We start from the raw sequence: 15,741 nt of genomic DNA on the forward strand, positions 1-15,741 counted from the left end.
CCGGAAAAAAGGCCGGAAAGAGGATTGATTGGATCCAACCGCTAAGATTGCAGAGCTGATTACACCGTCTTTATCAGACTTGGGGTATGAGCTTGTCAGAGTGACCTTTACAGGAGGCGATCGGCAGATTTTGCAGATCATGGCCGAACGTGAAGATGGTACAATGACAATTGAAGGCTGCGAAGAAGTAAGCAGAACAGTTTCTGCCTTACTGGATGTGGAAGACCCAATCAGCGAAGCCTACGAACTTGAGGTTTCTTCACCGGGTATCGATCGCCCGCTGACACGCCTTAAGGATTTTGACAGGTGGTCCGGATTCGAAGCGAAAGTGGAATTGGACGAAGCGGTAGATGGCCAGCGCAGATACCGTGGTAAATTACTTGGTCTACAGGATGAAGAAATTGTTCTTCTGAATGACGCTGGAGAAAAAATATTGCTGCCTTTCGCTGAGTTGCGAAAAGCAAAGCTGGTATTAACAGATGAGCTGATTGCCGCTAGTCAAGACGGCAACAGGTCCTGATCAGATATTGGACGGATAGAGAGTCATGGAATCAGCCGCGAGTTTAAATCGACTGGAATTACTACAGGTCGCTGATACGGTTGCCCGAGAAAAACTGATTGACCGGGATATTGTTCTGGAAGCAATGGAAGAAGCGATCCAGAAAGCAGCCCGGGCAAAATATGGTCACGAAAATGATATTCGGGCTAACATTGATCGGGGCACCGGCGAAATTCGCCTTGCCCGCGTGATCGAAGTTGTCGAGGAAGTCGAGAACGAAGCGGCCCAAATGACATTGGAGCAAGCTCGTGATGTGGCAGAAGATGCTGAAATCGGCACCCTCCTTTCTGAACCATTACCGCCCATTGATTTTGGCCGGATCGCGGCTCAGACTGCGAAGCAGGTTATTGTTCAGAAAGTTCGGGAAGCTGAGCGTGAGCGCCAGTATATCGAATATAAAGACCGTATCGGGGATGTCATCAACGGCATCGTGAAGCGGGTTGAGTTTGGCAATGTAACGGTTGACCTTGGTAAAGCCGATGCCGTTGTCAGGCGCGACAACCTGCTTCCACGGGAAAGCTTCCGTCAGGGTGATCGCATCCGGGCCTACATTTTTGATGTTCGGCGCGAACAGCGCGGACCGCAGATTTTTCTATCGCGGACCCACCCGGATTTCATGGCCAAACTATTTGGTCAGGAAGTCCCTGAAATTTATGATGGTATTATCGAAATCAAGGCCGTTGCACGGGATCCGGGCAGCCGGGCGAAAATTGCGGTTATCTCCAGCGACCCAAGCATTGACCCTGTCGGCGCTTGTGTGGGTATGCGGGGCTCCCGCGTACAGGCTGTTGTAAACGAACTGCAAGGCGAAAAAATCGATATCATTCAATGGTCACCAGACCAAGCCAGCTTTATTGTGAACGCCTTGGCCCCGGCTGAAGTGGCCAAGGTGGTTCTGGATGAGGACGCCAGCCGTATCGAGGTTGTTGTGCCGGATGACCAGCTTTCACTCGCAATCGGTCGGCGCGGACAGAATGTTCGACTGGCAACGCAGTTGTCCAAGTGGGACATCGATATTCTGACAGAAGAAGAAGAATCAAACCGCCGTCAGGCTGAATTTACAGACCGGACGAACGAATTCATGCGGGCTTTGGACGTTGATGAGACAATTGCTCAGCTGTTAGCTGCAGAAGGGTTCGCAACAATCGAAGAAATCATGTATGAAGAAGCTTCTTCAATTGCGGAAATCGAAGGTTTCGACGAAGAGATTGCTGAAGAGCTGATCCGCCGTGCGCAGGAATATATTCAAAACTACCATGCTGAGATGGAAGAAAAACGTCTTGAGCTTGGTGTCAGCGACGATATTGTTGCGATTGAAGTTCTGACACCACCAATGGTGGTTGCTCTAGGTGAAGCGGGTGTTAAAGAGCTCGATGATCTTGCCGATTTGTCTGGCGATGAGCTGATCAGTGAAGAAGACGGAATCCTTAAAGGGTTTGGTCTTGATATGGATACTGCCAATGATATTGTCATGGCAGCCCGCGCTCACTGGTTTGATGACGAAGAAACACCAGCGGAGGCGGAAGACGGTGACGAGGAAGACGCATAAATCAGCGTCAAGGCGTCAACAACAAGACTTGAGTGAACCAGTCCGGCGATGTATAGCGACTGGACAGGTTTTGAAGACAAGCGGCCTTTTGCGCTTTGTTGTCTCACCTGACGGTGTACTGGTTCACGATGTCCATAAAAAACTGCCCGGGCGCGGTATATGGATTGAGAGTAAAAAAGAGAATATTGAATTAGCCCGAAAAAAAGGCTTGTTTGCGCGTTCTGCCAAACAACCGGTTTCTGTCGCAGACGACCTTTGCGATATTGTTGAAGCGGGTTTGGCGAAAAGATGTCTGGATCTTCTGGGCCTCGGGCGAAAAGGCGGGCTTGTTGTAACGGGGTTTGCCAAAGTCGAGGCATCATTGAAGAACGGCAAAGCGGCAATTTTGCTGGCGGCTTCAGATGGTGCGGATGACGGCAGACAAAAATTGAGACGACTGGCGGGTTCGCTCCCGTTAGTAGAGCTGTTTGACAGCGATGAACTAAGCAAGGCACTGGGGCTTGAAAATGCCATCCATGTGTCAATGGTCCGAGCGGGACCAACAGAAAAGTTTTTGGTTGAAGTTTCCAGGCTGGCAGGTCTGAGAAATGCCAACTATGAAGGTTAAAGACCGGGTCGGAGTAAGAATGACTGAATCAAACGACAAGGGTGGGCGCAAATCGCTTAGCCTGAACAAACCGCTGGAAGTAAAAAAGGGCACCGGTGACAGCGGTAAGGTTCACCAGAACCTTGTAGGTCGCACTAAAACGGTGCAAGTAGAAGTGCGCAAGAAACGAGGTGCCCCGGCTGGCGCCGCACCAAGCTCACAGAAATCTGTGGCAACCCCTTCGGCTGCGCAACCCGCGCCGAAATCCCCGAAACGCACCTTAAGTGTTTCAAAGAATGCCGGATCAGGCCAGGGATCAAAATCCCGCGGTAAAAAAGATGGCAGCATTCTGACACGCGATGAAATGGCTGCCCGCGCTGCCGCCCTTCAGGGCGCCCGGGAACAGGCTGTTAAACAGAAAGAAATTGACGCTGAAAATGCCCGCCTGAGAGCAGAGCAGGAACAGCGCCTTGCAGAAGAACAGGCCGCTGCCGAGAAAGTAAGCAGCAAAGAACAGAAAGAAGCGGAAAAAGTTTCCAAACGACGCTCTCCTGAAGAACGCCGCAAGGCCGAAGAGGAAGAAGCGCGCCGCTTGCTTGAAGAAGTCAATGCAACGAAAGAAGCACAGGCTGCCGTTCACCGCGAGAAAAAGAAAACAGCCCCACAACAGGAAGAGCCGCGCCAACGTACGGCGAAGCCAACCCAGGACCGCGCAGGTCAGCCCGCGCGCCCTAAAACAAACGATGCACCGGGCACCGACAAACCAGCGACAACCGGCCCTGCTGGACGGAAGAAAACCGTCAAGCGCGGTGCTGCTGACGACCGGGCGACAACAGCGACCCGCAAGGATGCGCAACCACGTCGTCGCTCTGGTCGCTTGACCATTGGGGAAGCCCTTGATGATCGTGGTCCTAAGCAACGGTCTCTTGCAGCCGTCAAACGCGCCCGTAGAAAACAGATGGCACAGCCTGCGGACAGCCCGCAAAAAGTGTTCCGTGAAGTTACCATTCCAGAAGTCATTTCCGTACAGGAACTGGCAAACAGGATGACAGAGCGGTCTGTTGACGTGATTAAGTCCCTTATGAAATTGGGTATCATGGCGACTGCGAGCCAAACCATCGATGCCGACACGGCTGAACTGGTTGTGGAAGAGTTGGGCCATACGCCAAAACGTATTGCCGAGTCTGACGTTGAAATCGGACTGGGTGGCGATGATATGGATTCACCTGACACATTGCAGCCACGCGCACCTGTTGTGGCCGTTATGGGACATGTTGACCATGGTAAGACATCGCTTCTGGACGCCTTGCGGAAAACTGACATCGTCTCTGGTGAGGCGGGCGGTATCACGCAGCATATCGGCGCCTACCAGGTTAATCTGGCATCAGGCGATCTGATCACGTTCCTCGATACTCCGGGCCACGAAGCCTTTACGGCAATGCGGATGCGCGGTGCCGAGGTAACCGACATTGTGATTTTGGTGGTGGCCGCGGACGATAGTGTCATGCCACAAACCATTGAGGCGATTAAGCACGCAAAAGCCGCTCAGGTACCCATGATTGTCGCGATCAATAAATGTGACAAGCCAGATGCCAACCCGGATAAAGTACGCCAGCAACTTCTTCAGCACGAAGTTTTCGTAGAAGAAATGGGCGGTGACATTCAAACGGTTGAAGTTTCTGCACTGAAAGGCACAGGTCTTGACGCCCTTCAGGAAGCCGTGCTGCTTCAGGCTGAAATCCTGGAACTTAAAGCAAATCCAAACCGCTCAGCCCATGGCTCTGTGGTTGAAGCCAAGATCGAAACCGGTCGCGGTATGGTGGCAACGGTTCTGGTTAAGAAAGGAACCTTGCGGGTTGGAGACAACTTCGTATCCGGTCCCGCCTATGGTAAGGTTCGGGCCCTTCTCGACTATCGCGGTAAGCAGGTAGAAGAAGCCGGCCCTTCTGTACCAGTAGAAGTTCTGGGTATTCAGGGATCACCGATTGCCGGTGACGATTTTGTCGTAACCGAAACCGAAGGTCAGGCAAAAGAAATTGCCGAATATCGCCAGCGGGTCGCCAAAGAGAAAAAAGTAACAGCGAAGGCACGTGGTACCATCGAGCAGATGTTCTCTGCGATTAAAGAAGGTACTGCGGATGAACTTCCGATCGTCGTGAAAGCAGACGTTCAAGGCTCTGCCGAAGCAATTGTTACCTCCTTGGAGAAACTGGCAACAGACGAAGTGAAGGTAAATGTTCTTCTGTCCGGCGTGGGCGGGATTACAGAATCCGATATTTCGCTGGCAGCAGCCTCTCAGGCCATGATCGTTGCCTTCAATACACGTGCCAATAAACAGGCGCGTGAAGAAGCAGAAGCTCAGGGCATTGATATCCAGTATTATTCCGTCATCTACAATGTCATCGACGACATTAAAGCGATGCTGTCTGGAATGCTGGCACCGACATTGCGGGAAGACTTCCTCGGATATGCTGAAATTCGGGAGGTGTTTAACATCACGAAAGTGGGTAACATCGGTGGTTGTATGGTAACAGAAGGCGTCGTGAAACGCGGTGCCAAAGTTCGTCTGTTGCGTGATAACGTTGTTATCCATGAAGGAACCCTCTCAACCTTGAAACGCTTCAAGGACGAAGTGAAAGAGGTTAAATCCGGTATGGAATGTGGTATGGCGTTTGAAAACTACCATGATTTGAAAGTCGGTGATTTCATCGAATGTTTCGAAGTGGTGGAAGTCGCCCGCGAACTCTGATTTCCGGTTCAAACCGGCCACTAAGTCTAATTAAGAGTGCAGGGGTTCAGACCCCTGCCTTTTTTGCTTTATGAGGATCCCATGGCATCCCGAAAACACCCTAGCAAAACAGCAAGCAAACGACAGCTTCGCGTTGGCGAACAGCTGCGCCATATTCTGGCGGAGGTTCTCGCCGAAGGAAATATTCACGATCCGGATGTTGCCGGCAATTCTGTCACCGTTACAGAAGTCCAGGCGAGCCCGGACATGCGCCATGCGACCGTTTATGTGATCCCGTTGGGCGGCATGAACGAAGACACCATTCTGGCAGGCTTAAACCGCTCCGCCGGCTTTATTCAAAGCGAGATGGCAAGACAGCTCAGCATGAAGTTCACCCCCAAGCTGGCGTTTAAAAAAGACGAATCTTTTGATTACGGGGATCATATTGAAAACCTGATCCGGCGGAACAAGCCACAGGACGACTAATGGCACGGCGACGTAAAGGGATTCCAATACACGGTTGGCTCAATGTCGATAAACCGGCTGATATGAGTTCAGCCACTGCGGTGGCTATCGTCAAGCGGGTCACCAATGCCCAGAAGGCAGGCCATGCAGGGACGCTGGATCCTTTTGCGACCGGTGTTCTTCCTCTCGCGCTGGGCGAAGCGACAAAAACCACTCCCTATATGATGGACGGAACGAAAGAATACACGTTTACCGCCCGCTGGGGCGAAAGCCGCAATACAGACGATATTGAAGGAGAGGTTGTTGACACATCGGCACACCGTCCGGACCGTGACGCCATCATCGCCATTCTACCACAATTCACTGGAACCATCAGACAGACACCGCCCGCCTATTCTGCGATCAAAATAGACGGTAAACGGGCTTATAAACTGGCGCGTGATGGTCAGGATGTTGTTATCCCGGAACGGGAAGTATCGATTCTCTCGCTGTCACTCGAAAATATCATTGATACCGACCATGCGATATTCCGGGTTTCCTGCGGAAAAGGCACTTACATACGGGCATTGGCGCGGGATATGGCGGTCTCTTTGGGGACTGTTGCGCACTTAACGCAATTGCGCCGCACACGAGTCGGTCCTTTTTCTGATAAAGATGCGATTTCACTGGATAAATTGGAGAAGCTGTGGCAGTGTCCGGCGGAATTTGAGGATTTACTTCCCTTGACGACCGCGCTGGACGACATCCCGGCGGTGGCCATTTCGGAAACTCAGGCTAATCGCGTGAGGCACGGCAATGACGTGGTGATCCCAAATCAAGCAGACGGTGTTGTCTGCGCAATGGAGGGAAATATCCCGGTTGCAATTTGTCGAATTGAAGACAACAACCTGTTTCCTGTCCGTGTGTTTAATATTTGACTTATGGAGTATATTGATGTCGATCACTGCAGAAAAAAAAGCAGACCTGATCAAGGATTTCGCGACTAAAGAAGGTGACACTGGGTCCCCTGAGGTACAGATTGCCATTCTTTCAGAGCGCATCGTAAACCTGACAGAACATTTCAAAGGCCACAAAAAGGACAAGCATTCCCGCCGTGGTCTTCTTCAGATGGTGAGCAAGCGTCGTCGGTTGCTGGACTATCTTAAAAAGAATGATGAAAGCCGTTACCAGACGGTCATCAAACGTCTTGGTATTCGTAAGTAACATGTATCTTTGGCACCTTTTTTAAGCCAAAGACTGAAATTCCGGCGCCGGTTCCGCTTTAGGCAATAGCCTCTGGCGATCCGGCGTTCGGTGATTCTGGAGTTCTCTCCAGTCTGGAAGTACAAAGAGATTGAAAATACTGTCGCATAGGGCGATAGGAACTGGCAAACGGGCATAGGGCTTTGTTTGCATTGGAAGGAAAGAAAATGTTTGAAGTACATCGCAAAGAAGTGATGTGGGGCGGACGTCCGCTCGTAATGGAAACAGGGAAAGTTGCCCGTCAGGCTGACGGCGCTGTCATGATCACCTATGGTGGTACACAGGTTCTTTGTACAGCGGTTGCTGCAAAGTCCCCAAAGCCGGGAATCGACTTTTTCCCGCTCACAGTAAATTATCAGGAAAAAGCCTATGCTGCCGGCAAAATCCCGGGCGGCTTTTTCAAGCGTGAAGGACGCCCGACAGAGAAGGAAACACTGGTTTCCCGTCTGATCGACCGCCCATTGCGCCCATCCTTCGTCAGCGGTTTTAAACACGAAACACAGATTATCTGTACTGTTTTGGCCCACGATCTTGAAAATGATCCGGATGTTGTTGCCTTGGTTGGTGCTTCTGCGGCCCTGACAATTTCGGGCATTCCGTTCCTCGGCCCTGTTGGTGCAGCCCGCGTTGGTTTCATCGATGGTGAATATGTGCTGAACCCAACATCCGAACAGATGGCCGATACAGATCTGGACCTGGTCATTGCCGGAACGGACGAAGCGGTTCTGATGATCGAGTCTGAAGCGAGCGAGCTATCTGAAGAACAGATGCTGGGCGCTGTTATGTTTGGTCACAAAGAAACACAGGCTGTGATTGATGCCATCATCGATCTTGCTGAAGATTGTGCAAAGGAACCTTGGGACTTCCAGCCACCAGAAGTGGATGCTGATCTGGAAGCAAAAGTGAAATCCGCTGCCGAGGCTGCGTTGACCGACGCTTACAAAGAGCAGGTCAAACAGACACGGACGGACAAGATCTCTGCGGCCAAAGCCGCTGCCCTTGAAGCACTTGAAGAAGATGAAGTTGAAGCTGCTGGTGGGATTCTCAAGAAAATTGAGAAAAACATCGTGCGCGGTAACATCATTTCCAACGGTACCCGTATCGACGGACGTGACACGAAAACTGTCCGCCCGATCGTTGCTGAAGTTGGCGCCCTGCCCCGTGCGCACGGTTCTGCCTTGTTCACGCGCGGTGAAACCCAGGCACTGGTCGTTACAACGCTGGGTACTGGTCAGGATGAACAGATTGTTGATGCCCTTGAAGGCGAATATCGCGAAAACTTCATGCTGCATTACAACTTCCCTCCTTATTCAGTGGGTGAAGCGGGCCGTGTCGGCTTTACAGGCCGCCGCGAAGTTGGCCATGGTAAGCTTGCCTGGCGGGCACTGCACCCATTGCTACCGGGTAAAGATCAATTCCCTTACACATTACGTGTCGTTTCTGAAGTCACTGAATCCAATGGCTCGTCTTCCATGGCAACCGTTTGCGGTACGTCTTTGGCCCTAATGGACGCCGGTGTGCCTTTGAAACGGCCCTGTGCGGGTATCGCAATGGGTCTTATTCTGGAAGAAGACGGTCAATTTGCCGTTCTTTCCGACATCCTCGGTGATGAAGATCATCTCGGTGATATGGACTTTAAGGTTGCAGGTACAGATAAAGGTATTACATCATTACAGATGGATATTAAAATCGCCGGCATTACTGAAGAGATCATGCGCATTGCATTGGCTCAGGCGACTGAAGGTCGTCTTCACATTCTGGACGAAATGGCGAAAGCCATCGATGCCGCCCGTGAAGGCGTACGTGACGGTGCCCCGCGCATCACACAGCTTCAGGTCAAGAAAGACAAGATCCGGGATATCATCGGTACGGGTGGTAAGGTTATTCGTGAAATCTGCGAAACAACCGGTGCCAAGATCGATATCGAAGATGATGGAACTGTAAAAGTTGCTGCGACAACAACCGAAAGTGCAGATGCCGCTGTTGCCTGGATCAAGTCTATTGTTGATGATCCTGAAGTAGGTGTTATCTATACTGGTAAGGTCGTTAAAGTTGTCGACTTCGGTGCCTTTGTGAATTTCTTTGGTAACCGCGATGGGCTGGTTCATATTTCTGAACTCGCGCCAAAACGTGTTGCTAAAGTGACAGATATTGTCAACGAAGGTGACGAAGTTCGTGTTAAAGTTCTGGAAATTGATGGCAAAGGTAAGGTTCGCCTGTCCATCAAGGCTGTACAGGCCGAAGAAGGAACAACAGAAGAAGACGCCGAATAAGGCTGATTTTTCAAGTAAATGGGGGCGGCTCAGCTTGGCTGGGTCGCTCCGTATCCTGTTCACCGCTTGAAGCAAACGCTAAGTTGCTCTAAGTGGTAAGGTACAAAGTAACTCTGCTGTAGGGATTGTCTCGTGAAGTCACTGAACTCCATAGTTATGTCGGGAAAAGAAGTTCTTCCCCTCATCGAAGGCGGTAAAGGTATCGCTGTCTCCTCTGGCGAAAGCTCTGGCGCTTGGGCTGCAGCCGGCGGTGTCGCCACTTTTTCCGGTGTAAACGCAGACAGCTATGACGAGAATGGTCAAATCATTCCACAAGTCTATCATGGCCGTACCCGTCGTGAACGCCACGACGAACTTGTCGCCTATGGTATCCAGGGCGGTATTGCTCAGGCCCAGATAGCGCATGAAGTTTCAAATGGCCAAGGCGCCATTCATATGAATGTATTGTGGGAAATGGGCGGGGCAGAGCGAATTCTGCATGGCGTGCTCGAAGGTGCACGCGGCCTGATTGACGGCATCACATGCGGCGCCGGCATGCCTTACCGTGTTGCGCAGATCGCAGCAGATTATCAAATTCATTATTACCCGATCATTTCTTCAGCGCGCGCGTTTCGCGCCCTTTGGAAACGGGCCTATCACAAATTTGCTGACTGGCTGGGCGGCGTGGTCTACGAAGATCCGTGGCTCGCTGGTGGTCATAACGGCCTCAGCAATTCCGAAGATGCCATGGTACCGGAAGATCCGTATCCACGGGTCGCATCTCTTCGGACGCTGATGAACGAAATGGGATTGCATGATGTCCCGATCATCATGGCCGGCGGTGTCTGGCATATTGAGGACTGGGAGCATTGGCTGGACAATCCGGAAATTGGCCCCATTACATTCCAGTTTGGCACCCGTCCGCTTTTGACGAAAGAAAGCCCGATTTCTGATGCTTGGAAGCAAAAGCTTCTGACGCTGAAAAAGGGCGACGTCTTCCTGAATAAATTCAGTCCAACGGGCTTCTGGTCCTCCGCGGTCCGTAACGAATTTCTGGACGAATTAAAAGGCCGTTCCGACCGTCAGGTTGCGTTTGTTACATCGCCAATCGGTGAACATAGTGAAGCGTTCAGCTTCGGGGCTCGCAAACGTGAGATTTACCTGACACCGGCGGACAAGGCCAATGCCGAGAAATGGGTTGCTCAAGGCTATACATCCGGTCTGAAAACGCCAGATTCCACCATGATCTTTGTTGAGCCAGAGAAAATGGCTGAAATTCGGAAAGATCAGGTTGATTGCATGGGTTGTTTGTCACAATGCTCATTCTCCAACTGGGCTGAAGGCGAAACCGGGAATACCGGACGCAAGGCAGACCCAAGAAGTTTCTGCATTCAAAAAACTCTACAGGATGTTATTCATTCGGAAAACGTGGACAATAACCTGATGTTCGCCGGACACGGCGCATACCGGTTTGCGACAGACCCTTTCTATGCGGATGGCTTTGTTCCAACCGTGAAAGAGTTGATTGACCGAATAATGACAGGGAAATAAATATTTTATCGTTTTCTTAATTGCTGATTTGAATTATTCCAAATAATACACTATATAAAGTAGGAATAATTCAGCAGTAATAAAGTGAGTGCCGGTATTATGAACCCGATCGACAGAAATATTTCGCCGATGAAAGCAGAGCTTGAAGACAAAATCAGGACTGCTCAGCTTCGGCCAACCAAACAACGTATTGCGTTGGCTGAACTTCTGTTTGCTTCCGGAAACCGGCATATTACAGCCGAAAAATTGCACAGCGAAGCCTTGGATGCGGGTGTCCGTATTTCTCTCGCAACCATCTACAACAACCTGCACCAGTTTACGGAAGCCGGGCTGCTGCGCGAAGTTGTCGTCGATGCCAGCAAATCATATTTTGATACAAACGTTACGCCCCATCACCATTTCTTCCACGAAGATAAGGGGTTACTGGAAGACATTTGCTGCGAAAAAATGTCGGTTACCAACCTGCCGGATCTTCCGGATGGGACCAGGATCTCCAGCATTGATGTCATTGTTCGTGTTTCTAATGCGAACAATTCCTAACAATCTGTTTTCAAAACAATTTTTTCCTCTTTAGAAACGTTCTAGTTTATTGACAGCCTGTCTTGGTGGTTTTATACTCTTCGCAATTCTTTAATGGTGAAGAATGTGAACCCGCCAACCCCGATTGAGGAGGTCTTCAATGTCTCTACAGGGAAGTAAAACAGAACAAAATCTAAAAGATGCCTTTGCTGGTGAATCTCAAGCCAACCGTCGTTACCTATATTTCGCCCAGAAAGCCGATATTGAAGGATATAACGATGTTGCTGCTGTTTTCCGCTCAACCGCAGAAGGTGAAACAGGTCACGCGCACGGCCATCTTGAATATCTTGAAGAAGTTGGCGATCCGGCAACCGGTCTGCCAATCGGTGGCACAAGCGACAACCTGAAAGCCGCTGTTGCTGGTGAAACTCACGAATATACAGACATGTATCCGGGAATGGCTAAAACTGCACGCGAAGAAGGCCATGACGAAATTGCTGATTGGTTCGAAACCCTTGCAAAAGCTGAAAAAAGCCATGCAGGTCGTTTCCAGAAAGCACTGGACGATTTGGACTGATATCAGGACCATAACCTGATTTTCGGGCGGCGACACCGCCGCCCGTTTCCCCCCACAAAAAACGGGATTTAAATCATGCGCGAAGGCAGCCTTGATGCCCCTACACGGCATCCGATTGACTGGAACAGTCCAGATTTCTACGACGAAAAACTGTTAGACGAAGAACTTAGACGCATCTTTGATATTTGCCACGGATGTCGCCGATGTTTTAATCTATGTGACTCTTTCCCCCGGCTGTTTGACCTTATTGACGCATCAGAAACGGAAGAACTTGATTCCGTCTCGTCCGATTATTTTAAACCTGTGGTTGATGCCTGTACGCTCTGCGACATGTGCTACATGACCAAATGCCCGTATGTCCCGCCCCATGAATTTAATCTGGATTTTCCCCATTTGATGCTTCGCTACCGGGCGGTGGAAAAGAAAAAAGGCGAAGACAGTTTTGTTTCGCGGCAACTGTCCAAAACGGACCGAAATGGTAAGCTTGCCAAGCCGGTTGCCGGTCTTGCCAATTGGGCAACCGACACAAAAAACACAACAACCCGCGGCATTATGGAAAAAACACTCGGTATCCACCGGGAAGCAGCGTTACCAGAATATAATAGCAAGACCCTTTTGGATCGGGCCAAGGCCAACACGCTGACCCTGAACCAGGAAGCCCCCGGCTTTGGCCGAAAAGTCGTTTTATATGCCACTTGCTTTGGGAATTACAACAACCCCGACATTGGTGAAGCCACCCGCAAGGTCCTGGCTAAAAACGGTGTTGAAACTGAAGTGGTTTATCCTGGCTGTTGCGGCATGCCATTGCTCGAACAGGGCGACATTGAAGGCGTTGCTGAAAATGCAAAAATGGTTTCTGCCGAATTATGTGCATGGATCGACAAAGGCTATGACGTCATTGCACTGGTTTCATCCTGTGCCCTGATGCTGAAATTTGAATGGCCCTTGATTGATCCAGAAAATGAAAACCTGGCGAAACTTGCCAAGGCAACCTATGACGTGTCCGAATATATCGTCGATATTGCAAAAAAAGAAGGCATTGCCGAGGGGATGGAGGCGCTTGAAGGGCCCGTTTCCATGCATCTGGCCTGCCATGCCCGCGCGCAGAATATGGGGGCTAAAGGCGCCGAAATGCTGCGACTGATCCCGAAGACCCGCGTCGCTATTGTGGAACGCTGCTCAGGGCATGGTGGCTCTTGGGGAATTATGAAAGGCAATTACGAAACAGCCTTGAAAGTCGGCAAGACAGCGGCCAAAAATGCTCTGAAATCCGGCGCACCCTTCATCGCTTCTGAATGTCCCCTCGCCGCAGAACATCTGTTGCAGGGCATTGAAAAGCAGGATGCGGAAGCCGCAAAGGAAAAGACGACGGCCCACCCTATCGAATTGATCGCAAAAGCCTACGGTTTTGAATAAGGCATATTTATTATGACAGTAAAACGGAACATTTCACGCAGTGATATTCTGGACATTTCTGATTACGGAAAAATCCGAAAAGAAAACAAGCAGAAGCTGATTGCCATAAAAAAAGACAGGCGGGTCGCAGTTGGACCTTTCGCAACCTTTTACTTCGAAAATTATGATACCATGTGGTCGCAAATCCATGAGATGCTGTATATCGAACGAGGCGGTGAAGACCAGATTGCAGATGAACTTTCCGCCTATAATCCGCTTATCCCGCAGGGAAACGAACTTGTCGCAACTTTCATGATCGAAATCGACGATCCGGTGCGACGGGATTTTACCCTGCGTCAGCTAGGCCATATCGAAGACAAGATTTATTTGTCTGTCGGCGGTGAAAAATGTCTGGCCGTGCCCGAACAGGATGTGGAGCGGACGACAGAAGACGGTAAAACTTCCGCCATTCATTTTCTGCATTTTCCCTTAAGTGACACAATGGCAGCCGCCATGAAAGCACCGGACGCCGAAGTTATCATTAGCATTGAACATCCGGAATATGGCCATATGGCCCGCCTGAACGAAGCGACACGCAGTGCCCTTGCAACTGACCTTTAAATCGGCTTAACGGATTTTCTCGTTTTCATACACCCCGTAAAAGTGGCTGGCTTTGAGCCAGCCGCGATTGCCCGCGATATCAACCTCGCACCATAACCCATCGCATTCCGCCAAAGTTCCCTGAACTCCCGGCTCGGCCAGCAGCACAACCTCACTGTCTGTATCGGGTTCTTCGTAAACGGGTCGTCGATCCCCTGTAATCAATATGGTTCGGCGTCCCGATAACAGGGTTTTATGAACCCAGCCGGTAGCTCCTTCGATGTCCCTTATTTGACGCCAGTGTTCGTATTCCGCGATCACCTCCACAGGCCAGCCAACCCGAACAAATGTCCAGGCAATCGGATACCGGCGTCCGGGCCCGACACGCACATTGACCTCATCAACAGACAAGGATACAAAACGCGGAACAGGCAGCCCTGTCTGTGCAGTGGCAACAAAAGAGCTGCCCATCAGAATCAGGCTTACTAAAAACGGAACGCATAGAGAAAGCGCACGGAACATTACAACTGGCCTCAATTGGAAAAAGTCCTCATCTTTATGCCGTGCAACCCTGTTCCGGGTCAAGAAAGCAAAAAAATTTCGCAAACGCACAAGGCGGAATTGTCTGATCCCGGATGATCTGCTAGAAAATAAGTGGTCAACTTTAAAAAGAGACCGGGACCAGAGAGGCTTCGAATGTCAAAGAAAAAACCTGTTGTCGTTGTTACCCGAAAGCTTCCGGATGCGATTGAAACCCGCATGATGGAGCTATTTGATACACGTCTCAACCACAACGACAAACCCATGTCACAAGCAGAACTTGTCGAAGCGGTAAAAGTCGCTGATGTTTTAGTACCAACAGTGACGGATAAAATCGATCTGGGAGTCCTGTCACAAGCCAATCCAGATCTTAAACTGATTGCCAGTTTCGGAACTGGTGTCGATCATATTGATCTGGCGACAGCCCGGCAACGCAACATCACGGTGACAAATACTCCCGGCGTTCTGACAGAAGACACCGCAGATATGACGATGGCGCTTATCATGGCTGTTCCCCGCCGCCTGACGGAAGGTGAACGCCTGATGCGAAGTGGTGACTGGACCGGATGGTCGCCAACCAGCATGCTAGGACATCGCATCTGGGGCAAACGTCTCGGAATTGTGGGCATGGGCCGGATCGGTCAGGCGGTTGCCCGCCGGGCAAAAGCCTTTGGCCTGTCCATTCATTACCACAATCGCAACAAGCTTCCCGATTATATCGAGGATGAGCTGGAGGCGACTTATTGGGAAAGTCTGGATCAGATGCTGGCCCGGATGGATATCATTTCCATCAACTGTCCGCATACACCCGGAACCTTCCATCTGTTGAACTCCCGTCGTTTGCAGCTGATGCAGAAGCATGCCTATATCGTAAATACCTCACGCGGTGAAGTGGTCGATGAAAATGCACTGACCCGTATGCTGCGCAATGGCGACATCGCCGGTGCTGGCCTGGACGTGTTTGAACATGAACCGGCCGTCAATCCGAAATTGCTGGAACTGGATAACGTTATCCTTCTGCCCCATATGGGTTCTGCAACCATAGAAGGCCGGATCGATATGGGTGAAAAGGTTTTGATCAACATTAAAACCTTCATCGATGGTCATACTCCGACAGACCGGGTGCTGGCCGCAATGCTTTAATGGAACAGGCCCGGATATCCGGGCCTTTTCTTTTT

At 50.6% G+C, this 15,741-nt stretch carries 15 protein-coding genes; 14 read left to right on the plus strand and 1 reads right to left on the minus strand.

The features are described 5' to 3' along the window. The first annotated feature begins 28 nt into the window (after positions 1-28). The 13 genes from rimP (at position 29) to OIR97_RS17955 (ending at position 14,044) form a co-directional block, all read left to right on the plus strand. Positions 29-520, plus strand: coding sequence for a ribosome maturation factor RimP (rimP, locus tag OIR97_RS17895; protein WP_169543563.1), 492 nt, complete (start codon positions 29-31; stop codon positions 518-520). 25 nt (positions 521-545) lie between these two features. Beyond that, positions 546-2,108: a transcription termination factor NusA gene (gene nusA / locus OIR97_RS17900; protein ID WP_169543564.1), complete on the plus strand. Its 1,563-nt coding sequence runs from the start codon at positions 546-548 to the stop codon at positions 2,106-2,108. Beyond that, on the plus strand, positions 2,056-2,715 hold the full coding sequence (locus OIR97_RS17905) for an RNA-binding protein (protein WP_246201940.1): 660 nt from the start codon (positions 2,056-2,058) through the stop codon (positions 2,713-2,715). The genes nusA and OIR97_RS17905 overlap by 53 nt, the downstream gene beginning before the upstream one ends. Positions 2,716-2,734: 19 nt before the next feature. After that, on the plus strand, positions 2,735-5,443 hold the full coding sequence (gene infB / locus OIR97_RS17910; protein WP_169543566.1) for a translation initiation factor IF-2: 2,709 nt from the start codon (positions 2,735-2,737) through the stop codon (positions 5,441-5,443). A gap of 81 nt (positions 5,444-5,524) precedes the next feature. Beyond that, positions 5,525-5,908 (plus strand): 30S ribosome-binding factor RbfA, encoded by a 384-nt coding sequence (rbfA, locus tag OIR97_RS17915; RefSeq protein ID WP_169543567.1) that lies wholly within the window; start codon positions 5,525-5,527, stop codon positions 5,906-5,908. Beyond that, positions 5,908-6,804, plus strand: coding sequence for a tRNA pseudouridine(55) synthase TruB (gene truB, locus OIR97_RS17920; RefSeq protein ID WP_169543568.1), 897 nt, complete (start codon positions 5,908-5,910; stop codon positions 6,802-6,804). The genes rbfA and truB overlap by 1 nt, the downstream gene beginning before the upstream one ends. A gap of 16 nt (positions 6,805-6,820) precedes the next feature. Beyond that, positions 6,821-7,090 (plus strand): 30S ribosomal protein S15, encoded by a 270-nt coding sequence (gene rpsO, locus OIR97_RS17925; protein WP_169543569.1) that lies wholly within the window; start codon positions 6,821-6,823, stop codon positions 7,088-7,090. 206 nt (positions 7,091-7,296) lie between these two features. After that, positions 7,297-9,402, plus strand: a complete 2,106-nt coding sequence (gene pnp, locus OIR97_RS17930) for a polyribonucleotide nucleotidyltransferase (protein ID WP_169543570.1) — start codon at positions 7,297-7,299, stop codon at positions 9,400-9,402. A gap of 132 nt (positions 9,403-9,534) precedes the next feature. After that, complete coding sequence (locus OIR97_RS17935; RefSeq protein WP_169543571.1) at positions 9,535-10,932, plus strand: NAD(P)H-dependent flavin oxidoreductase; 1,398 nt, start codon at positions 9,535-9,537, stop codon at positions 10,930-10,932. A gap of 84 nt (positions 10,933-11,016) precedes the next feature. Continuing rightward, positions 11,017-11,472, plus strand: coding sequence for an iron response transcriptional regulator IrrA (gene irrA / locus OIR97_RS17940; protein ID WP_267177743.1), 456 nt, complete (start codon positions 11,017-11,019; stop codon positions 11,470-11,472). A 139-nt stretch (positions 11,473-11,611) separates the two neighbouring features. Beyond that, positions 11,612-12,028: a rubrerythrin family protein gene (locus OIR97_RS17945; protein ID WP_169543572.1), complete on the plus strand. Its 417-nt coding sequence runs from the start codon at positions 11,612-11,614 to the stop codon at positions 12,026-12,028. Between the two features lie 75 nt (positions 12,029-12,103). Next, a complete protein-coding gene (locus OIR97_RS17950) occupies positions 12,104-13,444 on the plus strand; it encodes a heterodisulfide reductase-related iron-sulfur binding cluster (RefSeq protein ID WP_169543573.1) in 1,341 nt (446 codons plus the stop codon). 12 nt (positions 13,445-13,456) lie between these two features. Beyond that, positions 13,457-14,044 carry a DUF3501 family protein gene (locus OIR97_RS17955; protein WP_169543574.1) on the plus strand — a complete coding sequence of 196 codons (588 nt, stop codon included), beginning with the start codon at positions 13,457-13,459 and terminating at the stop codon, positions 14,042-14,044. A 6-nt stretch (positions 14,045-14,050) separates the two neighbouring features. Here the strand turns inward: OIR97_RS17955 and OIR97_RS17960 are convergent, their stop codons facing one another. Then, positions 14,051-14,545 (minus strand): SH3 domain-containing protein, encoded by a 495-nt coding sequence (locus OIR97_RS17960; protein WP_169543575.1) that lies wholly within the window; start codon positions 14,543-14,545, stop codon positions 14,051-14,053. Between the two features lie 174 nt (positions 14,546-14,719). On the opposite strand from OIR97_RS17960, the gene OIR97_RS17965 reads away from it, so the two are divergent. Beyond that, a complete protein-coding gene (locus OIR97_RS17965; RefSeq protein ID WP_169543576.1) occupies positions 14,720-15,706 on the plus strand; it encodes a 2-hydroxyacid dehydrogenase in 987 nt (328 codons plus the stop codon). Positions 15,707-15,741: the final 35 nt, after the last annotated feature.

Origin of the sequence: Sneathiella aquimaris, from assembly GCF_026409565.1 — a bacterium.
Lineage (GTDB): Bacteria > Pseudomonadota > Alphaproteobacteria > Sneathiellales > Sneathiellaceae > Sneathiella > Sneathiella aquimaris.

Bases quoted from the DNA above. Each gene is read 5' to 3' on its own strand.
- OIR97_RS17905 (WP_246201940.1), top strand. From the start codon at position 2,056: ATGACGAAGAAACACCAGCGGAGGCGGAAGACGGTGACGAGGAAGACG.
- pnp (WP_169543570.1), top strand. From the start codon at position 7,297: ATGTTTGAAGTACATCGCAAAGAAGTGATGTGGGGCGGACGTCCGCTC.
- OIR97_RS17950 (WP_169543573.1), top strand. From the start codon at position 12,104: ATGCGCGAAGGCAGCCTTGATGCCCCTACACGGCATCCGATTGACTGG.
- infB (WP_169543566.1), top strand. From the start codon at position 2,735: ATGACTGAATCAAACGACAAGGGTGGGCGCAAATCGCTTAGCCTGAAC.
- rbfA (WP_169543567.1), top strand. From the start codon at position 5,525: ATGGCATCCCGAAAACACCCTAGCAAAACAGCAAGCAAACGACAGCTT.
- truB (WP_169543568.1), top strand. From the start codon at position 5,908: ATGGCACGGCGACGTAAAGGGATTCCAATACACGGTTGGCTCAATGTC.
- OIR97_RS17955 (WP_169543574.1), top strand. From the start codon at position 13,457: ATGACAGTAAAACGGAACATTTCACGCAGTGATATTCTGGACATTTCT.
- rpsO (WP_169543569.1), top strand. From the start codon at position 6,821: ATGTCGATCACTGCAGAAAAAAAAGCAGACCTGATCAAGGATTTCGCG.
- OIR97_RS17945 (WP_169543572.1), top strand. From the start codon at position 11,612: ATGTCTCTACAGGGAAGTAAAACAGAACAAAATCTAAAAGATGCCTTT.
- OIR97_RS17960 (WP_169543575.1), bottom strand. From the start codon at position 14,545: ATGTTCCGTGCGCTTTCTCTATGCGTTCCGTTTTTAGTAAGCCTGATT.
- OIR97_RS17965 (WP_169543576.1), top strand. From the start codon at position 14,720: ATGTCAAAGAAAAAACCTGTTGTCGTTGTTACCCGAAAGCTTCCGGAT.
- nusA (WP_169543564.1), top strand. From the start codon at position 546: ATGGAATCAGCCGCGAGTTTAAATCGACTGGAATTACTACAGGTCGCT.